This window comes from Sphingomonas sp. PAMC 26621, from assembly GCF_000251145.1.
GTDB lineage: Bacteria > Pseudomonadota > Alphaproteobacteria > Sphingomonadales > Sphingomonadaceae > Sphingomonas.
Window position 1 is genome coordinate 89,516 of sequence record NZ_AIDW01000006.1, and the last position, 17,109, is coordinate 106,624.

Annotated in this window: 15 protein-coding genes and 1 pseudogene; 11 read left to right on the plus strand and 5 right to left on the minus strand. The window is 65.8% G+C overall.

Annotated features, from left to right (window positions below):
- Position 1 precedes the first annotated feature (1 nt).
- The 3 genes from RI03_RS03025 (at position 2) to RI03_RS03035 (ending at position 4,367) form a co-directional block, all read left to right on the plus strand.
- Positions 2 to 1,228 (plus strand): SAM-dependent methyltransferase, encoded by a 1,227-nt coding sequence (locus RI03_RS03025; RefSeq protein ID WP_010215113.1) that lies wholly within the window; start codon positions 2 to 4, stop codon positions 1,226 to 1,228.
- 59 nt (positions 1,229 to 1,287) lie between these two features.
- The gene (locus RI03_RS03030) at positions 1,288 to 2,505 is read left to right on the plus strand and encodes an argininosuccinate synthase (protein ID WP_010215114.1); all 1,218 of its coding nucleotides are present in this window, start codon (positions 1,288 to 1,290) and stop codon (positions 2,503 to 2,505) included.
- Between the two features lie 446 nt (positions 2,506 to 2,951).
- Positions 2,952 to 4,367: a hypothetical protein gene (locus RI03_RS03035; protein WP_010215115.1), complete on the plus strand. Its 1,416-nt coding sequence runs from the start codon at positions 2,952 to 2,954 to the stop codon at positions 4,365 to 4,367.
- Positions 4,368 to 4,485: 118 nt separating this feature from the next.
- On the opposite strand, the gene RI03_RS03040 is transcribed toward RI03_RS03035, so the two are convergent.
- Positions 4,486 to 4,914: a glycine zipper 2TM domain-containing protein gene (locus RI03_RS03040; protein ID WP_026046404.1), complete on the minus strand. Its 429-nt coding sequence runs from the start codon at positions 4,912 to 4,914 to the stop codon at positions 4,486 to 4,488.
- Positions 4,915 to 5,054: 140 nt separating this feature from the next.
- Here RI03_RS03040 and RI03_RS03045 point away from each other — a divergent pair, with 140 nt between their 5' ends.
- Complete coding sequence (locus tag RI03_RS03045) at positions 5,055 to 6,032, plus strand: esterase-like activity of phytase family protein (protein ID WP_238542211.1); 978 nt, start codon at positions 5,055 to 5,057, stop codon at positions 6,030 to 6,032.
- An 18-nt stretch (positions 6,033 to 6,050) separates the two neighbouring features.
- On the opposite strand, the gene rpmB is transcribed toward RI03_RS03045, so the two are convergent.
- Positions 6,051 to 6,353, minus strand: a complete 303-nt coding sequence (gene rpmB, locus RI03_RS03050) for a 50S ribosomal protein L28 (RefSeq protein ID WP_010215119.1) — start codon at positions 6,351 to 6,353, stop codon at positions 6,051 to 6,053.
- A gap of 214 nt (positions 6,354 to 6,567) precedes the next feature.
- On the opposite strand from rpmB, the gene RI03_RS03055 reads away from it, so the two are divergent.
- The 3 genes and pseudogenes from RI03_RS03055 (at position 6,568) to RI03_RS03065 (ending at position 8,762) form a co-directional block, all read left to right on the plus strand.
- On the plus strand, positions 6,568 to 6,855 hold the full coding sequence (locus tag RI03_RS03055; protein WP_037514676.1) for a hypothetical protein: 288 nt from the start codon (positions 6,568 to 6,570) through the stop codon (positions 6,853 to 6,855).
- A gap of 75 nt (positions 6,856 to 6,930) precedes the next feature.
- Complete coding sequence (locus RI03_RS03060; RefSeq protein ID WP_026046407.1) at positions 6,931 to 7,359, plus strand: nucleoside deaminase; 429 nt, start codon at positions 6,931 to 6,933, stop codon at positions 7,357 to 7,359.
- A gap of 99 nt (positions 7,360 to 7,458) precedes the next feature.
- Positions 7,459 to 8,762: pseudogene (locus RI03_RS03065) on the plus strand (hemolysin family protein).
- A gap of 208 nt (positions 8,763 to 8,970) precedes the next feature.
- Here the strand turns inward: RI03_RS03065 and RI03_RS03070 are convergent.
- Positions 8,971 to 9,636, minus strand: coding sequence for a helix-hairpin-helix domain-containing protein (locus tag RI03_RS03070; protein WP_010215122.1), 666 nt, complete (start codon positions 9,634 to 9,636; stop codon positions 8,971 to 8,973).
- A gap of 62 nt (positions 9,637 to 9,698) precedes the next feature.
- Entirely contained in the window at positions 9,699 to 10,970 is a 1,272-nt protein-coding gene (gene purD / locus RI03_RS03075; protein ID WP_010215123.1) for a phosphoribosylamine--glycine ligase, read from the minus strand.
- On the opposite strand from purD, the gene xseA reads away from it, so the two are divergent.
- The 4 genes from xseA to RI03_RS03095 all read left to right on the plus strand — a co-directional run bounded on the left by xseA (position 10,969) and on the right by RI03_RS03095 (position 16,828).
- Positions 10,969 to 12,363: an exodeoxyribonuclease VII large subunit gene (xseA, locus tag RI03_RS03080; protein WP_026046408.1), complete on the plus strand. Its 1,395-nt coding sequence runs from the start codon at positions 10,969 to 10,971 to the stop codon at positions 12,361 to 12,363. The genes purD and xseA overlap by 2 nt on opposite strands.
- Positions 12,364 to 12,386: 23 nt before the next feature.
- A complete protein-coding gene (locus tag RI03_RS03085) occupies positions 12,387 to 12,596 on the plus strand; it encodes a DUF2093 domain-containing protein (RefSeq protein WP_010160944.1) in 210 nt (69 codons plus the stop codon).
- A gap of 166 nt (positions 12,597 to 12,762) precedes the next feature.
- Positions 12,763 to 13,506, plus strand: a complete 744-nt coding sequence (locus RI03_RS03090) for a peptidoglycan DD-metalloendopeptidase family protein (protein WP_010215126.1) — start codon at positions 12,763 to 12,765, stop codon at positions 13,504 to 13,506.
- A gap of 271 nt (positions 13,507 to 13,777) precedes the next feature.
- A complete protein-coding gene (locus tag RI03_RS03095) occupies positions 13,778 to 16,828 on the plus strand; it encodes a TonB-dependent receptor domain-containing protein (protein ID WP_026046410.1) in 3,051 nt (1,016 codons plus the stop codon).
- Here RI03_RS03095 and RI03_RS23415 read toward each other — a convergent pair.
- Positions 16,825 to 17,097, minus strand: coding sequence for a hypothetical protein (locus tag RI03_RS23415; RefSeq protein ID WP_138995594.1), 273 nt, complete (start codon positions 17,095 to 17,097; stop codon positions 16,825 to 16,827). The two genes, RI03_RS03095 and RI03_RS23415, sit on opposite strands and share 4 nt — an antisense overlap.
- Positions 17,098 to 17,109: the final 12 nt, after the last annotated feature.

A 17,109-nucleotide genomic window follows, 5' to 3' on the forward strand; every position in this document is an offset into this window, starting at 1 on the left:
CATGGCCCTTATCGATTTGTTTCTCGCCAAGCGCGTCCAGCGCGGCACCCTCACCGTACACCACGCCGATGGCAAGACCGTCCGCTTCGGAACGCCCGATGCACGCTTCCCGGATGTAACGATTCGCTTCACCGATGCGGGGGCAGCGGCGGCGATCGTCCGCGATCCCGGGCTCGGCGCGGGCGAAGCGTATATGAAGGGCCGGCTCGTGGTCGAGGAGGGCGACGTGCGCGACCTCGTCCGGTTGCTGACCGCGAACGACCCGTGGGAAGCGGGCGCGAACGGCCTCGCCGCCTCGCCGATGCGCCGCGCGATCCAGGCGGTGACGCACCGGATCGAGCGCGTGAACATGGCGCGCCGTTCGAAGCGCAACGTCGCGCACCATTACGACCTGTCCGACCGCCTCTACGACCTCTTCCTCGATTCCGACCGCCAGTATAGCTGTGCGTATTACACCAACCCCGGCAACAGCCTCGAGCAGGCGCAAAGCGACAAGAAGGCGCATATCGCCGCAAAGCTCGCGCTCGAACCGGGGATGACGGTGCTCGACATCGGTTGCGGCTGGGGCGGGATGGCGCTGTACCTCCACCAGCATACCGGCGCGGACGTGCTCGGCGTCACGCTGTCCGAGGAACAGCTCAAGGTCGCGCGGCGGCGCGCGCAGGAGGCGGGAGTCGCCGACCGCGTCAAGTTCGAGCTGATCGATTATCGCCACCTGACCGGCACGTTCGACCGGATCGTCTCGGTCGGCATGTTCGAACATGTCGGCCCCGCGCATTACAAGACCTTCTTCCGCCAGTGCCGCGACCTGCTGACCGAGGACGGCGTGATGCTGCTCCACACGATCGGTCGCGCGGGCGGGCCGGGCGTCACCGACAAGTGGACGACCAAATACATCTTCCCCGGCGGCTATAATCCGGCTTTGTCGGAAATCATCTCGGCGAACGAAGGCCTGCGCTTCATGGTCACCGACGTCGAGGTGCTCCGGCTGCATTACGGCTACACGCTCGACGACTGGTACGACCGCACCGTCGCGGCGCGCGAGCAGATCATCGCGCTGTATGACGAGCCATTCTACCGGATGTGGCAATTCTATCTGGCGGGGGCGGGGGCGGCGTTCCACTTCGGCGGGATGGTCAATTACCAGATCCAGTTCGCCAAGAACCGCCACGTCCTGCCGATCACGCGCGATTACATGCTCGAGACCGAGCGCGCTTTTCGCGGCTAGCCCGTTGCACCCTGTCGCCCCCTCGCATAGGGGGCAGCCGAACACGAAGGATCCTGCCCGTGACTGACAAAATCAACCGCGTCGTCCTTGCTTATTCGGGCGGGCTCGACACCAGCGTCATCCTCAAGTGGCTCCAGCAGACCTATCAATGCGAAGTCGTCACCTTCACCGCCGATCTCGGGCAGGGCGAGGAGCTCGAGCCCGCGCGGCGCAAGGCGCAGCAGGCCGGCGTCAAGCCCGAGCACATCTTCATCGACGATCTGCGCGAGGAATTCGTCAAGGATTACGTCTTCCCGATGATGCGCGCGAACGCGCTGTACGAGGGGTTGTACCTGCTCGGTACGTCGATCGCGCGGCCGCTGATCGCCAAGCGCCAGATCGAGATCGCGCGGATGGTCGGCGCGGATGCGGTCAGCCACGGCGCGACCGGCAAGGGCAACGATCAGGTCCGCTTCGAGCTCGGCTATTATGCGCTCGCACCCGACATCAAGGTCATCGCGCCGTGGCGCGAGTGGGACCTCACCAGCCGCACCCGGCTGATCGAATGGGCCGAGCAGCACCAGATCGAGATCCCGCACAACAAGCGCGGCGAGGCACCGTTCTCGACCGACGCCAACATGCTCCACACCTCGTCGGAAGGGCTCGTGCTCGAGGATCCGTGGGACGAGGTGCCGGACTATGTCTATTCGCGCACGGTCAATCCCGAGGACGCGCCCGACCAGCCGGAGACGATTACGATCGATTTCGAACGCGGCGACGGTGTCGCGCTTAATGGCGTCGGTATGTCGCCCGCGACGCTGCTGGAAGCGCTCAATGAGCTTGGCCGCAAGCATGGCATCGGGCGGCTCGACCTGGTCGAGAATCGCTTCGTCGGCATGAAGTCGCGGGGCATGTACGAGACGCCGGGCGGCACGATCTATCACCTCGCGCATCGCGGGATCGAGCAGATCACGCTGGATCGTGGGGCTGCGCACCTCAAGGACGAGCTGATGCCGCGCTACGCGGAGCTGCTCTACAACGGCTTCTGGTTCTCGCCCGAGCGCGAGATGCTCCAGGCCGCGATCGACCACAGCCAGGCGAAGGTCGAGGGGACCGTCCGGCTCAAGCTGTACAAGGGCTCGGTCAACGTCACCGGCCGCAAGTCGCCGCAGTCGCTGTATTCGGAAAAGGTCGTCACGTTCGAGGACGACCAGGGCGCATACGACCAGCGCGATGCGGCCGGGTTCATCAAGCTCAACGCGCTGCGCTTGCGGCTGCTCGGGCGGCGGGACCGGTAAGCGTTTTGCGGCGCGCGTACCGTGCGCTCTGGGTTAAGCGCATTGGGAACGGACACGCGCGCCTGCCGCGGAGCGACGGTACGATGGCCGCGGACAAGCGGGCTTTGGCCCTTCGGCAGGCTGGTCGCAACGATCGGTGATTCACTAATCCGTGCCGTCGAGAAGGCCGCTGCGTCCGGTATTTACTTCGAAACACTGTTCGCCCTACAGGACCGGGTCGGCCTGGCGGTTAACCTCGGCAGCTTTAAAGGAGTTGCACAAATGTTCTGCGGTGGCCTCGAACGCCTACGGAAATCGCGTAAATCCGGAACTGCGCCGGCGGTTTTCGGCGTTGCGCGGGAACGGAGTGGCCCACTCGAGGACTTTCACTGCCCGGTGCCCACGCCCTGCATGGCGCAAGACGCGACCTTTGGTCCCGTCGCAGCGTGGTCTGGCTTTGGCATCGTATGATGACCGATCAGGCCCCCCTCCTCTGGTATAGCCTCGTGCGGTCGCGCTGGACGCTGATCGCACTGGGTGTCGTGCTCATGCTCGCCAATATTCTCTACCGATATCCCGGCGAGCTTAAATTCGATGCCCTTATACAATATTGGCAGGTAACGTCAGGCGTCTACAACGACTACCACCCGCCGGTAATGACGCGTTTCTGGAGCCTTTTGCATCCAATCGCTGATGGTACCGCGCCGATTTACGTCGCGCATCTGCTGATGTATTGGTTCGCCTTCATTCTCCTGGGCTATGAATTGCATCGTCGTGCCAGGCCAATATCCGGACTGTTCGTAATTGCGGTCGGTGCGACGCCGTTGTTCATCATGATGAACATCGTCGTCATCAGCGACGTCGGTTTGGCGTCGGCGTTCCTGGCGGTGATTGGTCTATGGCTCCGCGTCCAGCGGCGCGGGGGCTGGTCCGTCGATACGGTGATCCTTGTGTCGCTGTTGCTGTTCTACGGGACGCTGATCCGCGCGAATGCCGTCTTTGCCGTTCCGCCCTTGCTGCTGCTTATCTTTGGACGCCGCCTCACGATTAGGGGCTTGCCGACGACGCTCGCGCTTTCCGCGGTAATTGCCGTTCTCCTGATCCCGACATCGTCGTTCGTGAACCGCGTCGTCCTGGGCGCGAGCCCCGGTGGCGCGATCGGAACACTCCAGTTTTTCGACGTGATGGGGATCGTCCGCCTGTCGGGTGATCGGAGTGTCTTGCGCGACTTTGCGGGCCAGTATCCTGCCGACCGGCATTGCTACAGCCCCGTTATGCACGACACGTTGGGCGTGCGATGCAAGCAATTCACCGAAATGGTCCGATCGAGTCCCGAGCTACCCTCGATCTGGATCGGTTCCATAAAACGCCATCCGGTCAGCTATCTCGAGCATCGTCTCTTGAATTTGAATTCGGCGTTCTTCTTCTACGTGCCGCCGTTCCATGTAGCACTGGCCCACGCCGACAGGGATAATGCCAAACCGCCGTATCTGAGCAACAAGGGCTGGATCCTCGATACTTTGCGCAGCATTCCGATCCTGTCGGCTGCCAGCATCATCGTCCTCGCCGTGGGCCTGTATCTTATGATTGGCGGGGCGGAATATCGGAACCAGATAGAGCTGGTCGCCGCGCGGGCGATGTTGACGTCGGCGATCCTGTACAGCGCAGCGTTTGCCGTTGTGAACGTCGCTAGTGAACAGCGCTATTCGCTATGGCTGCTGATGGCGACCATGACGTCGACTGTCATCGCCGCACCGGTGTTGAGAAAGCGGCTTGTCGCACGCGACCCAACGTTGATCGTCGTTGCTTGCCTGATCGTCGGGGTCAATGCCGTCGAAGAGTATGCCCGCTGGACGGTGGATACGTCGCTTACGGCGTTTTGACGGGCGGAGTCGCGGGGTAGGACAAGGCTCGATAGCGGCGGCCAGTATTAACGCGACCGATGGCCCTCGAAAGGGGCAAGATCATGTGATCTTGCCCCATGACGGACCGGTCAGCCGATCAGCGGCAATAGCCCGGGCGGCCATCGCGATCGATCGCGCGCCCTGCAAGCGCACCACCGCCTGCGCCAAGCACCGTGCCGAGCGTCCGGTCGCCGCGCCCTGCGACGACGTTGCCAAGGAGGCCGCCCGCGATCGCGCCGATGATCGTGCCGCTGTCGCCGCTGCGGCACCGGTTGCGCGACGTGTTGTAATAGCGCCGGTCATTATAGCCGCGGTCGTCATAGCCACGCCGGTCGTCGCGGTAGCCGCCGCCACGATAGCCGTCGCCGCGATAGCCGTCATCGCGGTTGTAGCCATCGTGATACGCCTGATCATAGGCGTAGCCGTCGCCACGGTCGTAGTAGCGCTGGGCGCTCGCGGGGGTTGCAGCCAGACCGGAGACGGCAATCGCCATCGTCGTCGTAGCGAGCATGAGCTTCTTGAACATCGTCGTCTCCCTCTCGGTGTGCATTCCGATGATGCCCTTATGATCGATTCGGGGTGAGACGAGCCTGAATGGGCCTGTTAGCGCGTGTTCATCCACGAAAGGCGGTTGCGCGATGCCGGGCGGTCCCGCAGGGCCTGTCGGTGCGCTTCCTCATCTGTGCCTCGCTCTTCGTGCTGCTGGTCCCCGAATGGAGCGGCAAGGCGCGGATTTCCCTGCTCGGGCCCGATCCCGCCTTCACGGTCGCGCGCGTCCCGCTCGACGAGTCGAACCCGGCGCGGACCCGGGTCGGCGATCTCGTCTATCTCGGTGGCGTTCGGCTCAGGAGCGACGACTCGCAGTTCGGCGGCTTCTCGTCGCTCGCGGTGGCGGGGGATCGGTTCACGCTGCTCAGCGACAGCGGCGACATCGTGCGATTCGCGCTCGACCGGAACTGGCAGGTGCGTGACCGAAGCTATGCCGAATTGCCCGATGGCCCCGGGACCGGCTGGGAAAAGGCCGACCGCGACAGCGAATCGATGAGCGTCGATCCCCGCACCGGCGCAATCTGGGTCGGGTTCGAGAATGCCAACGCCTTCTGGCGCTACGATTCGACCTTCCGCACCGCGCAGGCGCATGTCGCGCCGCCGGTGATGCATCACTGGCCGCTGAACAAGGGCCCTGAAGCGATGATGCTGCTGCCCGGCGGCGGGATGGCGACGATCGGCGAGCAGGATCGGTGGCCCGGGGGGAAGGGGCGCGGCGGGGTCGTCTTTGCGGGCGATCCGAGCGTCCATTCGCGGCGCGGCTTCCGCTTCGACTATATCCCGCCCGAGGGCAGCAGCCCGAGCGACATGACGTTGCTGCCCGACGGGCGTTGGCTGATCCTCAACCGGCGCTTCGCATGGTTCCGCTTCTCGAACGTGCTGACGATCGTCGACCCGGCCGACGTCAAGCCGGGCGCAACCGTGCGCGGCCACGACATCGCGACACTCGAATCGCCGCTGATCCACGACAATTTCGAGGGTGTTGCCGCAACGCAAGAAGGCCGCGCCACCGTCATCTGGCTCGTTTCGGACGATAACCAGTTGCCGGTGCAGCGCAGCCTGCTGCTGAAGTTCAGACTGGATCCGGTCGCCTGAGGCGACCGGACCTGAGGCTTACGCCGCAGGTGCCTGCGCAGCGACGAGCTTCTTGGCGACGTCGCGCTTGAGGCGACGGCAGCGCAGCGACAGCTTGTCGTTGGTCGTCTTGACCAGCCAGTTGTCGAGACCGCCGACATGCTCGACCGAGCGCAGGCCGTGTGCCGAGACGCGCAGCTTGATGCTGGTGCCCAGGGCATCCGACATGAGCGTCACGTTCTGCAGGTTCGGCAGAAACGTCCGCTTGGTCTTGTTGTTCGCGTGGGAAACGTTGTTACCCACCATCCGGCCCTTGCCGGTCAGTTCGCAAATGCGCGACATCGTGAATTCCTGAATGTCCGGTGGGGCCCGTGACGAACCCCTAGAAGGGGGCGCGCTTACCCAAAGCATCCGGCCCCGTCAACCGATTCAGCCTTTTTCCCGTAACAATCAACTGTCGTTGGAAGGCCGGATCGGGGGGTATGCAACCTTCCGCAAACACGCGGCGTTTGATTACGGTAACGATCTGACTGCACGGAATAAGGGGATATCTGGGATGCGTTTTCTATTGGCTCTGGTGGGGATCGCAGCCCTTGTCGTCGTGGCGCTGGTATCGCTCGGCATGCTCAAGATCGATACGAGCGCGGGCTCGCTGCCGTCGATCAACGTCGCTGGCGGCAAGGCCCCCGAGGTCGATGCCAAGATGGCGACGGTCGAATTCGGCACCGCGAACAAGTCGGTCGAGGTGCCCACCGTCGGCACCACCACCAAGACGGTCTCTGTTCCGACCGTGCGAATCAACAAGCCCGTCGACGCGAACAGCAACACCGTCACCACGCAATAAGCACGGCTGGTCCGGGAGCACGGGTTCGGGCATGACCCGGTCATGTCGATAGCGTCCCTGTTGCTCCCGCCGCCGATGCGCGCCGCGCTCGATGCTGCCGCCGCGGCGGCGGAAGCGGGCGAGGTGCCGGTCGGCGCGGTGGTGATGCGGCACGGCGTCGTGATCGCGACGGCCGCGAATGCGCCGCGCGCGCTGCAGGATCCGACCGCCCATGCCGAGATGCTCGCGATTCGCGCGGCAGCAGTGGCAATCGGGAACGATCGGCTCGGGGAGTGCGACCTGTGGGTGACGCTCGAGCCCTGTGCGATGTGTGCCGGCGCGATCGCGCATGCGCGGATCGCGCGGCTCTACTATGGTGCGAGCGATCCGAAGGGCGGTGCGGTCGAACATGGTCCGCGGCTGTTTGCGCAGCCCACGATTCATCACCGGCCCGAAATCTTCCCCGGCATCGGCGAAGGCGAAGCGGCGGCGTTGCTGCGCGGTTTCTTCGCCGGACGGCGCTGACCGACGCTTCCGCCGGGCGCCGCAGGACGATCTATTCAGGCGCACCGTCAGGACGGCGGTTGTGCAATTCCCCGAATCGCGCAAAGGACGTGTTGCGCCATGCACCCACTCCCTCCCTTTCCCTGGATCGACGTCGCGATCATCTTCGCGCTCATCCTGCTCAACGGTGTCTTCGCCATGTCGGAGCTCGCCATCGTGTCCTCGCGCAAGGCGCGGCTCGAGGCGATGGCGCGCAGCGGCAAGCGCGGCGCGCGGACCGCGATCACGCTCGCGGCGGACCCGGGCAAGTTCCTGTCGACGACGCAGATCGGGATCACGCTGATCGGCATCCTGTCGGGTGCCTATTCGGGCGCGAGCCTCGGCGGACCGGTCGGCGCGCGGCTGACGGCGCTCGGGCTGAGCGCGGAGCTTGGCCAGACGATGGGCTTCGCCGTGGTGATCGGGATCACGACCTATGCCTCGCTGGTGGTCGGCGAGCTCGTCCCCAAGCAGATCGCGCTGCGCGCGCCCGAGCCGATCGCGGCGACGATGGCCGCGCCGTTGCTATGGCTCGCCTGGGTGACCGCGCCGGTCGTGTGGCTGCTCGATTCGTCCTCGGGTCTGCTGTTCCGCCTGATGCGGTTGCAGCGCGAGACCGAGGAGCATGTCACCGCCGAGGAACTCCACCTGATCGTCGCCGAGGCGTCCAAGTCGGGCGTGATCGAGGAGCACGAGCGCTCGATCATCTCGGGCGTGGTGCGGCTGCGGATCGCCCGGTGCGCGAGGTGATGACGCCGCGCACCGACATCGAATGGATCGACGCGACACTCGACGAGGCGGGGATTCGCGCCGCGCTGATGACCGCGTCGCACAGCCGGCTGCCGGTGACCGAGGGCTCGGTCGATACCGTCATCGGCGTGGTGCAGGCGCGCGACATCGCGGTGGCGCTGTTCAAGGGGCTCCCGCTCGACGTGCGCGCACTGATGCGGCAGGCGCCGGTCGTGCTCGACCAGATCGACGCGATGGACGCGCTCGACGCGTTGCGGCAGGCCGAAGTGCCGATGGCGCTGATTCACGACGAATACGGGCATTTCGAGGGAATCGTGACTCCGGCGGATCTGCTCGCGGCGATCGCGGGCGAATTCGCGTCGGATACCGATCCCGAGGAAGCGCCCTCGGTCGTGACGCGCGACGACGGGTCGTTGCTGGTCGCGGGGCAGATGGCGGTCGATGCGCTCGCCGAGCGGCTCGGGATCGATCTGCCCGAGGACCGCGATTATGCGACCGTCGCGGGGCTTGCGCTTGCCGTATTCCGCCATCTGCCGGGCGAGGGCGAAAGCTTCGTCGAGCAGGGCTGGAAGTTCGAGGTGGTCGATCTCGACGGGCGGCGGATCGACAAATTGCTGGTGAGCGAGGCACGGTAGCTTCGTCGCTTAAAGGTATCTTGCTTCCCCGGCGGAGGCCGGGGCCCAGTCGCGACACGATCCTGGCGAATGCCGTGCTTAATGCCACAGGCCACTTCTACTGGGCCCCGGCCTTCGCCGGGGAAGCCGTTTTTGGTAAAGTGCCAGCCACAAGGCAGCCGCAGCCCGCGCGCGACGGCGGATACCGGGACACGCCCGGAATAAAGCCTTACCCGCCCAATTTCCCGAACTGCGCCTCATAGCCGGCACGGTCGCCAGCGCTGAGCAATCTGGCCTGTTCGATCCAGCGGTCGCGCGTCATCCGCCCGCGGAATGCGCCGAGCTTGGCATCGAGTGCCTCGGCGTCCGAAGGGGTGAGCGCCGCGATCTGCTCGACCCGCGTGATCCCCTGTTCGGCCAGCGTCGCGGCGAGCTTGGGGCCGAGCCCCTTGATCTGCGTAAGCGTGCTCGCAGCGGGGGCAGGTGCCGCGGGCGGAGCGGCGGCAGGGGCAGGGGCAGGGGCAGGGGCAGGGTCGGGCGTGGCCGTCGCGGGGGCGGCGCCGGAAACGGGCCGGTCCTCCGGAATGCGCGGGGCGACTGGCACCTGGCGATCGGTGTCTTGCGCAGGACGTTCGGGAACGTCTGCGGACATGGTCGCCACCTGCGTCCCGTCCGCCGATACGGTCGGTTCGTGGGTCGCGCCATGCGCCTCGGCCACCTCGAAATTTTCCTCGACCTGCTTTTCCGCATTCTTGCGGCGGCGGGCGAGCATGCTGCCCCAGATGATCGTCGCCACCGCGGCGATGGCGAGCACCACCATCAACGCGACGTGAACCGTCGTGATCGGCAGCATGAAGTCGATCGCCTGGTTCGGATTTTCGGGCGAGGCAGCCATCGGATACTCCTAAATCGATTGCGCGGTCCTAGCGCAGCGCATCCGCCCCCGTCGCGCGCTAATTAACCCTTGTTGTCCGCGCGCGCGATTTCGCGCCAGCCGATGTCGCGGCGACAGAAACCGGTCGGGAAGTCGACCGCATCGACCCCGCGATACGCCGCGTCACGCGCCGCGCCGATCGTGTCGCCCAGCGCGGTTACCGCGAGCACGCGCCCGCCCGAGGCGACGATGCCCCCGTCAGCCTGTCGAGTCCCCGCCTGGAAGACGCGCGCGCCGGTCGCTTCGGCGTCGGCGATGCCGTGGATCGCGCCGCCTGCCTCGGGCGTGCCGGGATAGCCGTTCGCGGCGAGCACCACCGTCAGCGCCACCGCGTCGCGCCACTGCGCCACGCCGTGGTCGGCCAGCGTGCCCTGCGCGACCGCAAGCAGGATCGGCACCAGATCGGACTCGAGCCGCGCCATCAGCACCTGGCATTCGGGGTCGCCGAAGCGCGCGTTATATTCGATCAGCTTGGGGCCGTCCGCGGTGAGCATCAGCCCGGCGTAGAGCACTCCCGAGAACGGGGTCCCCGCGGCCGCCATCGCCGCGACCGTCGGCCGCACGATCTCGTCGAGTGCGCGCGCCTCCAGCTCGGGGGTCAGCACGCGCGCGGGGCTATAGGCGCCCATCCCGCCGGTGTTGGGGCCGCTGTCGCCCTCGCCGACGCGCTTATGGTCCTGCGCGGAGCCGAACGGGAGGATCGCGGTGCCGTCCGTCAGCACGAACAGGCTGGCTTCCTCGCCGTCGAGGAATTCCTCGATCACCGCTTCGCCACCGGCTTCGGCGAACAGATCGCCCAGCGCCGCCTCGGCCTCGCCAAGCGTCGCCGCGACCGTCACGCCCTTGCCCGCCGCAAGCCCGTCCGCCTTGACCACCACCGGCAGCAGGAAGCCGCCGAGCGACGCGAGGCCTTCGTCGAGCGTCTTGACGTGGACGTAGCGCGCGGTCGGGATATGCGCGGCGTCGCACACCGCCTTGGTGAACGCCTTCGAACCCTCGAGCTGCGCCGCCGCCGCGTTCGGCCCGAATACCGCGAGCCCCGCCGCGCGGAGCGAATCGCCGAGACCGTCGACCAGCGGCGCTTCCGGGCCGATCACGACGAGGCCGACCGCGTTCGTCGCGCAAAAGGCGACGGTCGCCGCATGATCGCGCACGTCGAGCCCGACGAGGGTCGCATGTTCCGCAATCCCCGGGTTGCCCGGCGCGGCAAAGAGCGTATCGCACAGCGGCGACATCGCGAGCTTCCAGGCCAGCGCGTGTTCGCGACCACCCGATCCGATCAGTAGGATATTCATGTCGGACCCTCTTTTTGACGCCGCGGCCCGCCTCCTAGCGGGGGACGGTCCCGCCGACAACGCCACGCCGACCGCCACAGCATCGGGCAATTCGGTGATGAGCGTCGGCGAGTTCGCAGGCAAGCTCAAGCGCGCGGTCGAAAGCGAGTTCGGCAGCGTCCGGCTGCGCGGCGAAATCTCGGGGTACAAGCGCGTCGCGTCGGGGCATGCGTATCTGAGCCTCAAGGACGACAGCGCGGTGCTCGACGGCGTGATCTGGAAGGGGCAGGTCGCCGCCCTGGGCTTCCAGCCGCAGGACGGCGCGGAAGTGATCGTCTCCGGGCGGATCACCACCTATCCGGGCCGGTCCAAATACCAGATCATCATCGACCGGATGGAATTGGCAGGCGAGGGCGCGCTGATGGCGCTGCTCGAGAAATTGAAGGCGAAGCTTGCCGCCGAGGGGCTGTTCTCGGCCGATCGGAAGCGTCCGCTCCCGTTCATGCCGCGGACGATCGGCGTGGTCACTTCACCGACTGGCGCGGTGATCCGCGACATCCTCCACCGGCTCGAGGATCGTTGTCCGACGCATGTGCTGGTGTGGCCGGTCAAGGTACAGGGCGCAGGGGCGGCGGAGGAAGTCGCCGCCGCGATCCGCGGGTTCGACGCGATGCCGCCCGAGACGCGGCCCGATCTCGTCATCGTCGCGCGCGGTGGCGGGTCGATCGAGGATCTGTGGGCGTTCAACGAGGAAGTCGTCGTCCGTGCACTCGCGGCGTGCACGATTCCGACGATCTCGGCGGTCGGGCACGAGACCGACACCACGCTCGCCGATTTCGCTGCGGACCGGCGCGCGCCCACGCCGACCGCCGCCGCCGAGATCGCGGTGCCGGTGCTCGCGGACCTGCGGCTGACGATCGCGGGGTACGGCCAGCGCACCGAGAAATGCGCGCGGCGCTATCACGAACGCGGGCGCGAGCGGCTGACCGCCCTGGTCCGTGTGCTCCCGCGCCGCGACGCGTTGCTCGGGCCGCAGCGCCAGCGCGCGGACGACATCGGCGCGCGGCTCGACCGCGGGCTCGAACGCCGCGTGACGCTCGCGCGCGGGCAGCTCGATCGCTCGGCGGGCGCGCTCCGCCTCGCGACGCTCGAACGCCAGCTCGAACGCGCGCGCGATCGCACCGCGGCGGCGTGGCGGCTGGTGCAATCGCTCGGGCCGAACAGCATTCTCGATCGCGGCTATGCATTCGTTTCGGCGCGGGTCGGGGGTGCGGTCGTCGGCTCGGCGGCGGCGGCACGCGCGGCGGGGGGCGTGACGCTCCATTTCCGCGACGGCGAGGTCGATGCCAAGGTTGAGCGTGGCGGGGGCAAGGGGTATGCTGGTCCATCCGGCGACCAGCCGACCCTGCTGTAATTCTCGTTCGAAAGCCCCAGCCGATGCTCATGTCCAACACCGATCGCGCGGCGCGGCTGCACTTCATGGCGAACGGCTTTCGCGTGCTGAACCCGGGCGATCATGTCGTCTGTGCGGTCTCGGGCGCGCGGATCGCGCTCGACGACCTGCGCTACTGGAGCGTCGCGCGGCAGGAAGCCTATGCCACCGCGGCGCTCGCGACCCAGGCGATGGGCGGCGAAACTGCCGCATAGGCCCGCGCGGGTCGGCCATGTTCTGGCCGGTCTGGTCGTGATCGGACTCGGCGGTTGCGCCACCGTTCCGGCCACACCGCAGCGATTGAATGCTGCTCCGATCTCCGCCCCGTCTGAAGCGCCGCCGCGTCCCGCCGGACGGACACAGTTCAGCTATTCGGGGAGCATGACGCAAGGCGGGCTGGTGATCGGCATCGCGCCCGCCCATACCCGCGGCCTCCTGTTCGACACCGCGATCGTCCCCGTCGCCGCCGACGGCCGCTTCCTCATCGCGTTCGACCGGGACGCGCCTCCGGTCGCAATCCTCGCCGCGACGCTCGACGACGGGCGGGTGATCCGCGACACGCTGACGGTTTCGCCCCGCGCGTGGGACATCTCGCGGCTGACGACGCTCCCCAAGATCCCGCTGCCGCAACCCGAATTCGACCGCCTCCGCCCCGCCGAACTCGCGCAGATCGCTGCCGCGCGGCGGATCGTGACCGATGCGCAAGGCTGGCGGCAGGCGTTCGTCTGGCCGACCACGGGGCGCATCTCGACGCTGTTCGGATCGCAGCGCATCTATCGCAACGGCGAGGCGGGTTCGTATCACTCGGGCCTCGACGTCGCCAAACCGACCGGCTCGGAAATCGTGGCACCGGCCGATGGCGTGGTGATCCTGGCAGCGGACCATCCCTTCACGCTCGAGGGGAATCTGCTGATGATCGACCATGGCAACGGGCTCAACAGCGCCTTCCTCCACCTGTCCGAAATCGGCGTGCGCGTGGGCGATCACGTCCGGCGCGGGCAGCGAGTCGCATTGTCCGGCGCAACGGGACGCGCGACCGGTCCGCACCTCCACTGGAGCCTGCGCTGGCGCGAGGCAAAGATCGACCCGTTACTCGTTACGGGGCCGATGCGTAACGTTATGTGATCGCTACCTTTGCCGCGACGCAACATTAAATGGCGCGAATCTCGGGATTTGAACCAAAATAAGCCTTAGGCCCTTTTCGGCCATTATGTGACCAAAATGCTACACAGCCGCCGTAAAGTTGGCACAGTCTGAGAAGGCTGCTTTACAGCGCTGCAAACTCCGTCAAATTTTCCCCATGAGCGTCCTAGGATCCAATGATCCGCGGACGCTTGGCCATGCCCTACAAACACGCAGATCGTGACGTGTCGGGGAAGCAAAAGGGGCTGTGTTGATGTTAAATTCTGCATATCGTAAATCGTTTCTACTCGCGGCGACGGCATCGCTCGCCGTTGTCGTTTCCACCGGCAGCGCGCACGCGCAGGACGGCGTAGCAACGCCGCAAACCGACACGGCGCAAGGGACGACCACCACGTCGCCCACGACCGCCCCCACCCCGCAGGAAGAAGCCGGCGCGGACATCGTCGTTACCGGGTCGATCATCCGCGGCACGCTGACGCCGTCGCCCGTCACCACGCTGACCCAGCAAAACCTCGACCGCCGCGGCATCAACACCGTGCAGGACGCGCTCCAGCAGCTATCGTCGAACAACGGTGCGGCGCTGACCAACTCGTTCAGCGCGAACGGCGCGTTCGCTGGCGGTGCTTCGTCGGTGTCGCTGCGCGGTCTCTCGACCAGCTCGACGCTCGTCCTGTTCGACGGCCTGCGCGCGGCCTATTATCCGCTCGCGGATGACGGTCAGCGCAACTTCGTCGATCTCAACACCATCCCCGACGATATCGTCGAGCGGATCGACGTGCTGCGCGACGGCGCATCGTCGAGCTATGGTGCCGACGCGATCGCGGGCGTGGTCAACGTCATCACCAAGAAGCAGTTCAAGGGTCTCGCGGGTCGCGTCGAAGCCGGCATCGCCGAAAAGGGCTTCGCCGCCAACCAGCGCGTCACGCTGACCGCGGGTGTCGGCGATCTCGCCGAAAAGGGCTTCAACGCCTATATCAGCGGCTTCTACTACAACCAGGACATGGTGAGGAACTCGGATCTTCGCGCCCCCTATAACAGCGACGACCAGCGTCCGATCGGCGGCCCCAACGGCGTCACCAACGGTCTCGATGCCTCGGGCAACCTCAACGGCTTCTCGCCGGGGGCAACCGACTTCTTCGTCCGGCCCTATTCCAACGTCGGCTATAGCAACGGCGTCCAGAATGGCGGCGTTGCGCAGGGTCGCTACCAGAAGCTGAGCAACACAAGCTGCATCAGCGGCCAGTCGATCACCTTGAGCGCGGCGCAACTTGCGCAGGCCGCCAACGCAAACGCGCCGGCCGGAACGATCTGTCAGGAAGACAATACCGCGCAATATGGCGTGGTGGCGCCTAAGATCGAGCGCTTCGGCGGTTCGGCGCGCTTCACCGCGACGGTCGGTTCGTCGAGCGAAGCGTATCTCGCGGTGAACTTCCAGCAGAGCACGTCGAGCTACACCGGCCTACCCGCAACGATCCGCGGCAACGCGCCGACCGGGATCGACTTGCCGCGCTTCTCGACCTCGACCGCCTTCGGTGCGGGCCTTGCCCCGGGCTCGGGCATCCTCGCGCTCCCGGTCTATATCTGCGCCCGCACCACGGTCGGGGATTGCACCGCGGCCAACGGCACGCTCAACCCGAACAACCCGTTCGCCGCACAGGGCCAGATCGCGCGGCTCGTCGGGCGCATCCCGACCCCGACGTTCAACCAGACGCGGAGCCGCGTGTATCGCGGTGCGCTGGGGATCAGCGGGACCTTCGGGAAGGACTGGGACTATCGCGTCGAAGGCACCGCGATGCACACCGATCTGGAAGTGACCCAGAAGGGCTATGTCTACATCCAGAACCTGCTCAACGTGATCAAGGACGGATCGTACAACTTCCTCAACCCAGGTGCGACCTCGCAGGCGACGCTCGACTATCTGACCCCGACCAACGTCAACACCAATACCTCGGACCTGTACCAGGCGCAGGCCACCATCGGGAAGGCGCTGTTCGATTTGCCGGGCGGTCCGCTTCGCGTCGCGGCAGGCGGCTCGGTCTATTACGAAGCGGTCAACTCGCCGAGCGGCAACGCGGACTACACCGGCGCGACGCAGCGCTACTTCACGCTCAACGCGTTCGGCACGGTCGGCCACCGTACGGTCGCCTCGGCCTTCGGTGAAATCAAGGCGCCGATCTTCGACCAGCTCGAGATCGACGGTTCGGGTCGCTACGATCACTATTCGAGCGGTCAGTCCAACTTCTCGCCGAAGGTCGGCGTGATCGTGCGTCCGGTCCGGCAGGTCACGCTGCGCGGCACCTATTCGCGCGGGTTCCGGATCCCGAGCTTCGCCGAGGCCAATGCGCTTCCAACGACGGGCTATGTGTCGCAGTCGGTCGCCAACATCCCGGCGAACTTCCTGTCACAATATGGCGCGAACTGCACCCCGACCAACCCAACCGGCTGCCCGACCTACATCACCGCCTATTCGATCGGTCTGACGACGCTCGCGTCGCCCAACCTGCAGCCCGAGAAGTCGCGCAGCTTCACCGCGGGGATCAAGTTCGACCCGATCCGCAACGTGACCTTCACGGTGGATTACTACAATATCCGCAAGACCGGGGCGATCACCCCGCCGTCGTCGGGGGCGGCCATCGCGGCCTATTATGCCAACCAGGCGATCCCGGCCGGTTTCAACGTGATTGCGGATGCGGTGGACACGAACAACCCGACCGCACGGCCGCGCATCGCGTTCGTCGAATCGCAGCTGATCAATGCCAACACGCTCAAGTCCGAGGGTATCGATTTCGGGGCGAACATCTTCCACGATTTCGGTGCATTCAAGTTCACTTCGAACCTCGACGCGAGCTGGCTGATCGAACTCAGCACGACCTTCGCGGACGGAACGCGGGAGACGTATGTCGACACGCTCGGCAACTTCAACCTGACCGCCGGTTCGGGAACGTTCCGCTGGAAGGGGAACTGGCAGAACACGATCGAGACCGGCCCGCTCGCGGTCACCGGCACGGTCAACTACACCTCGGGCTACGATCTGTCGGCGATGGATCAGGGCAATGCATACGAAGATCACGGGCTTGCACCGGGCTATACGGGCAACCGCGTGAAGAGCTACGTGACGTTCGATCTCAACGTCAGCGCGAAGGTCAACAACGCCTTCACGCTGTATGCCAACGTCCTCAACCTGATCGACCGGCTGCCTCCGATCGACCCGGTCACCTACGGCGCGTATCTCTACAACCCGGTCCAGGCCGGCAACAACATCTACGGCCGCCAGTTCCGCGCGGGCGCGAAGTTCAACTTCTAACGGCAATCCGCGATCAGCGGAGGTCCTATCGGCGAGGCGGAAAGCAATTTCCGCCTCGTTTTTTTATGGCGTGCGCGCAGCGCGCACGGCGTGCCGGCGCCGGATCGCCCGGTCGTTCGATCCTTGGTCTTCCGACATTTCGGCACCGCAACATTGTTGCATTTTTGATACGGTGCAGCAAAAACCGTGAATGGGTCCGTCATGGCCACTTTACAGCGGAACTTCTGAATAGCATCAATCCCCCGGGCATATTTGAAAGTATCTGACATCGTCATCCTTTC

Coding starts and splice junctions, on each gene's coding strand:
- RI03_RS03090 (WP_010215126.1), top strand. CDS start 12,763: ATGACGCAAGGCGGGCTGGTGATCGGCATCGCGCCCGCCCATACCCGC.
- RI03_RS03040 (WP_026046404.1), bottom strand. CDS start 4,914: ATGTTCAAGAAGCTCATGCTCGCTACGACGACGATGGCGATTGCCGTC.
- RI03_RS03095 (WP_026046410.1), top strand. CDS start 13,778: ATGTTAAATTCTGCATATCGTAAATCGTTTCTACTCGCGGCGACGGCA.
- RI03_RS03070 (WP_010215122.1), bottom strand. CDS start 9,636: ATGGCTGCCTCGCCCGAAAATCCGAACCAGGCGATCGACTTCATGCTG.
- RI03_RS23415 (WP_138995594.1), bottom strand. CDS start 17,097: ATGTCAGATACTTTCAAATATGCCCGGGGGATTGATGCTATTCAGAAG.
- xseA (WP_026046408.1), top strand. CDS start 10,969: ATGTCGGACCCTCTTTTTGACGCCGCGGCCCGCCTCCTAGCGGGGGAC.
- RI03_RS03085 (WP_010160944.1), top strand. CDS start 12,387: ATGCTCATGTCCAACACCGATCGCGCGGCGCGGCTGCACTTCATGGCG.
- RI03_RS03025 (WP_010215113.1), top strand. CDS start 2: ATGGCCCTTATCGATTTGTTTCTCGCCAAGCGCGTCCAGCGCGGCACC.
- purD (WP_010215123.1), bottom strand. CDS start 10,970: ATGAATATCCTACTGATCGGATCGGGTGGTCGCGAACACGCGCTGGCC.
- RI03_RS03035 (WP_010215115.1), top strand. CDS start 2,952: ATGATGACCGATCAGGCCCCCCTCCTCTGGTATAGCCTCGTGCGGTCG.
- RI03_RS03055 (WP_037514676.1), top strand. CDS start 6,568: ATGCGTTTTCTATTGGCTCTGGTGGGGATCGCAGCCCTTGTCGTCGTG.
- rpmB (WP_010215119.1), bottom strand. CDS start 6,353: ATGTCGCGCATTTGCGAACTGACCGGCAAGGGCCGGATGGTGGGTAAC.
- RI03_RS03060 (WP_026046407.1), top strand. CDS start 6,931: ATGCGCGCCGCGCTCGATGCTGCCGCCGCGGCGGCGGAAGCGGGCGAG.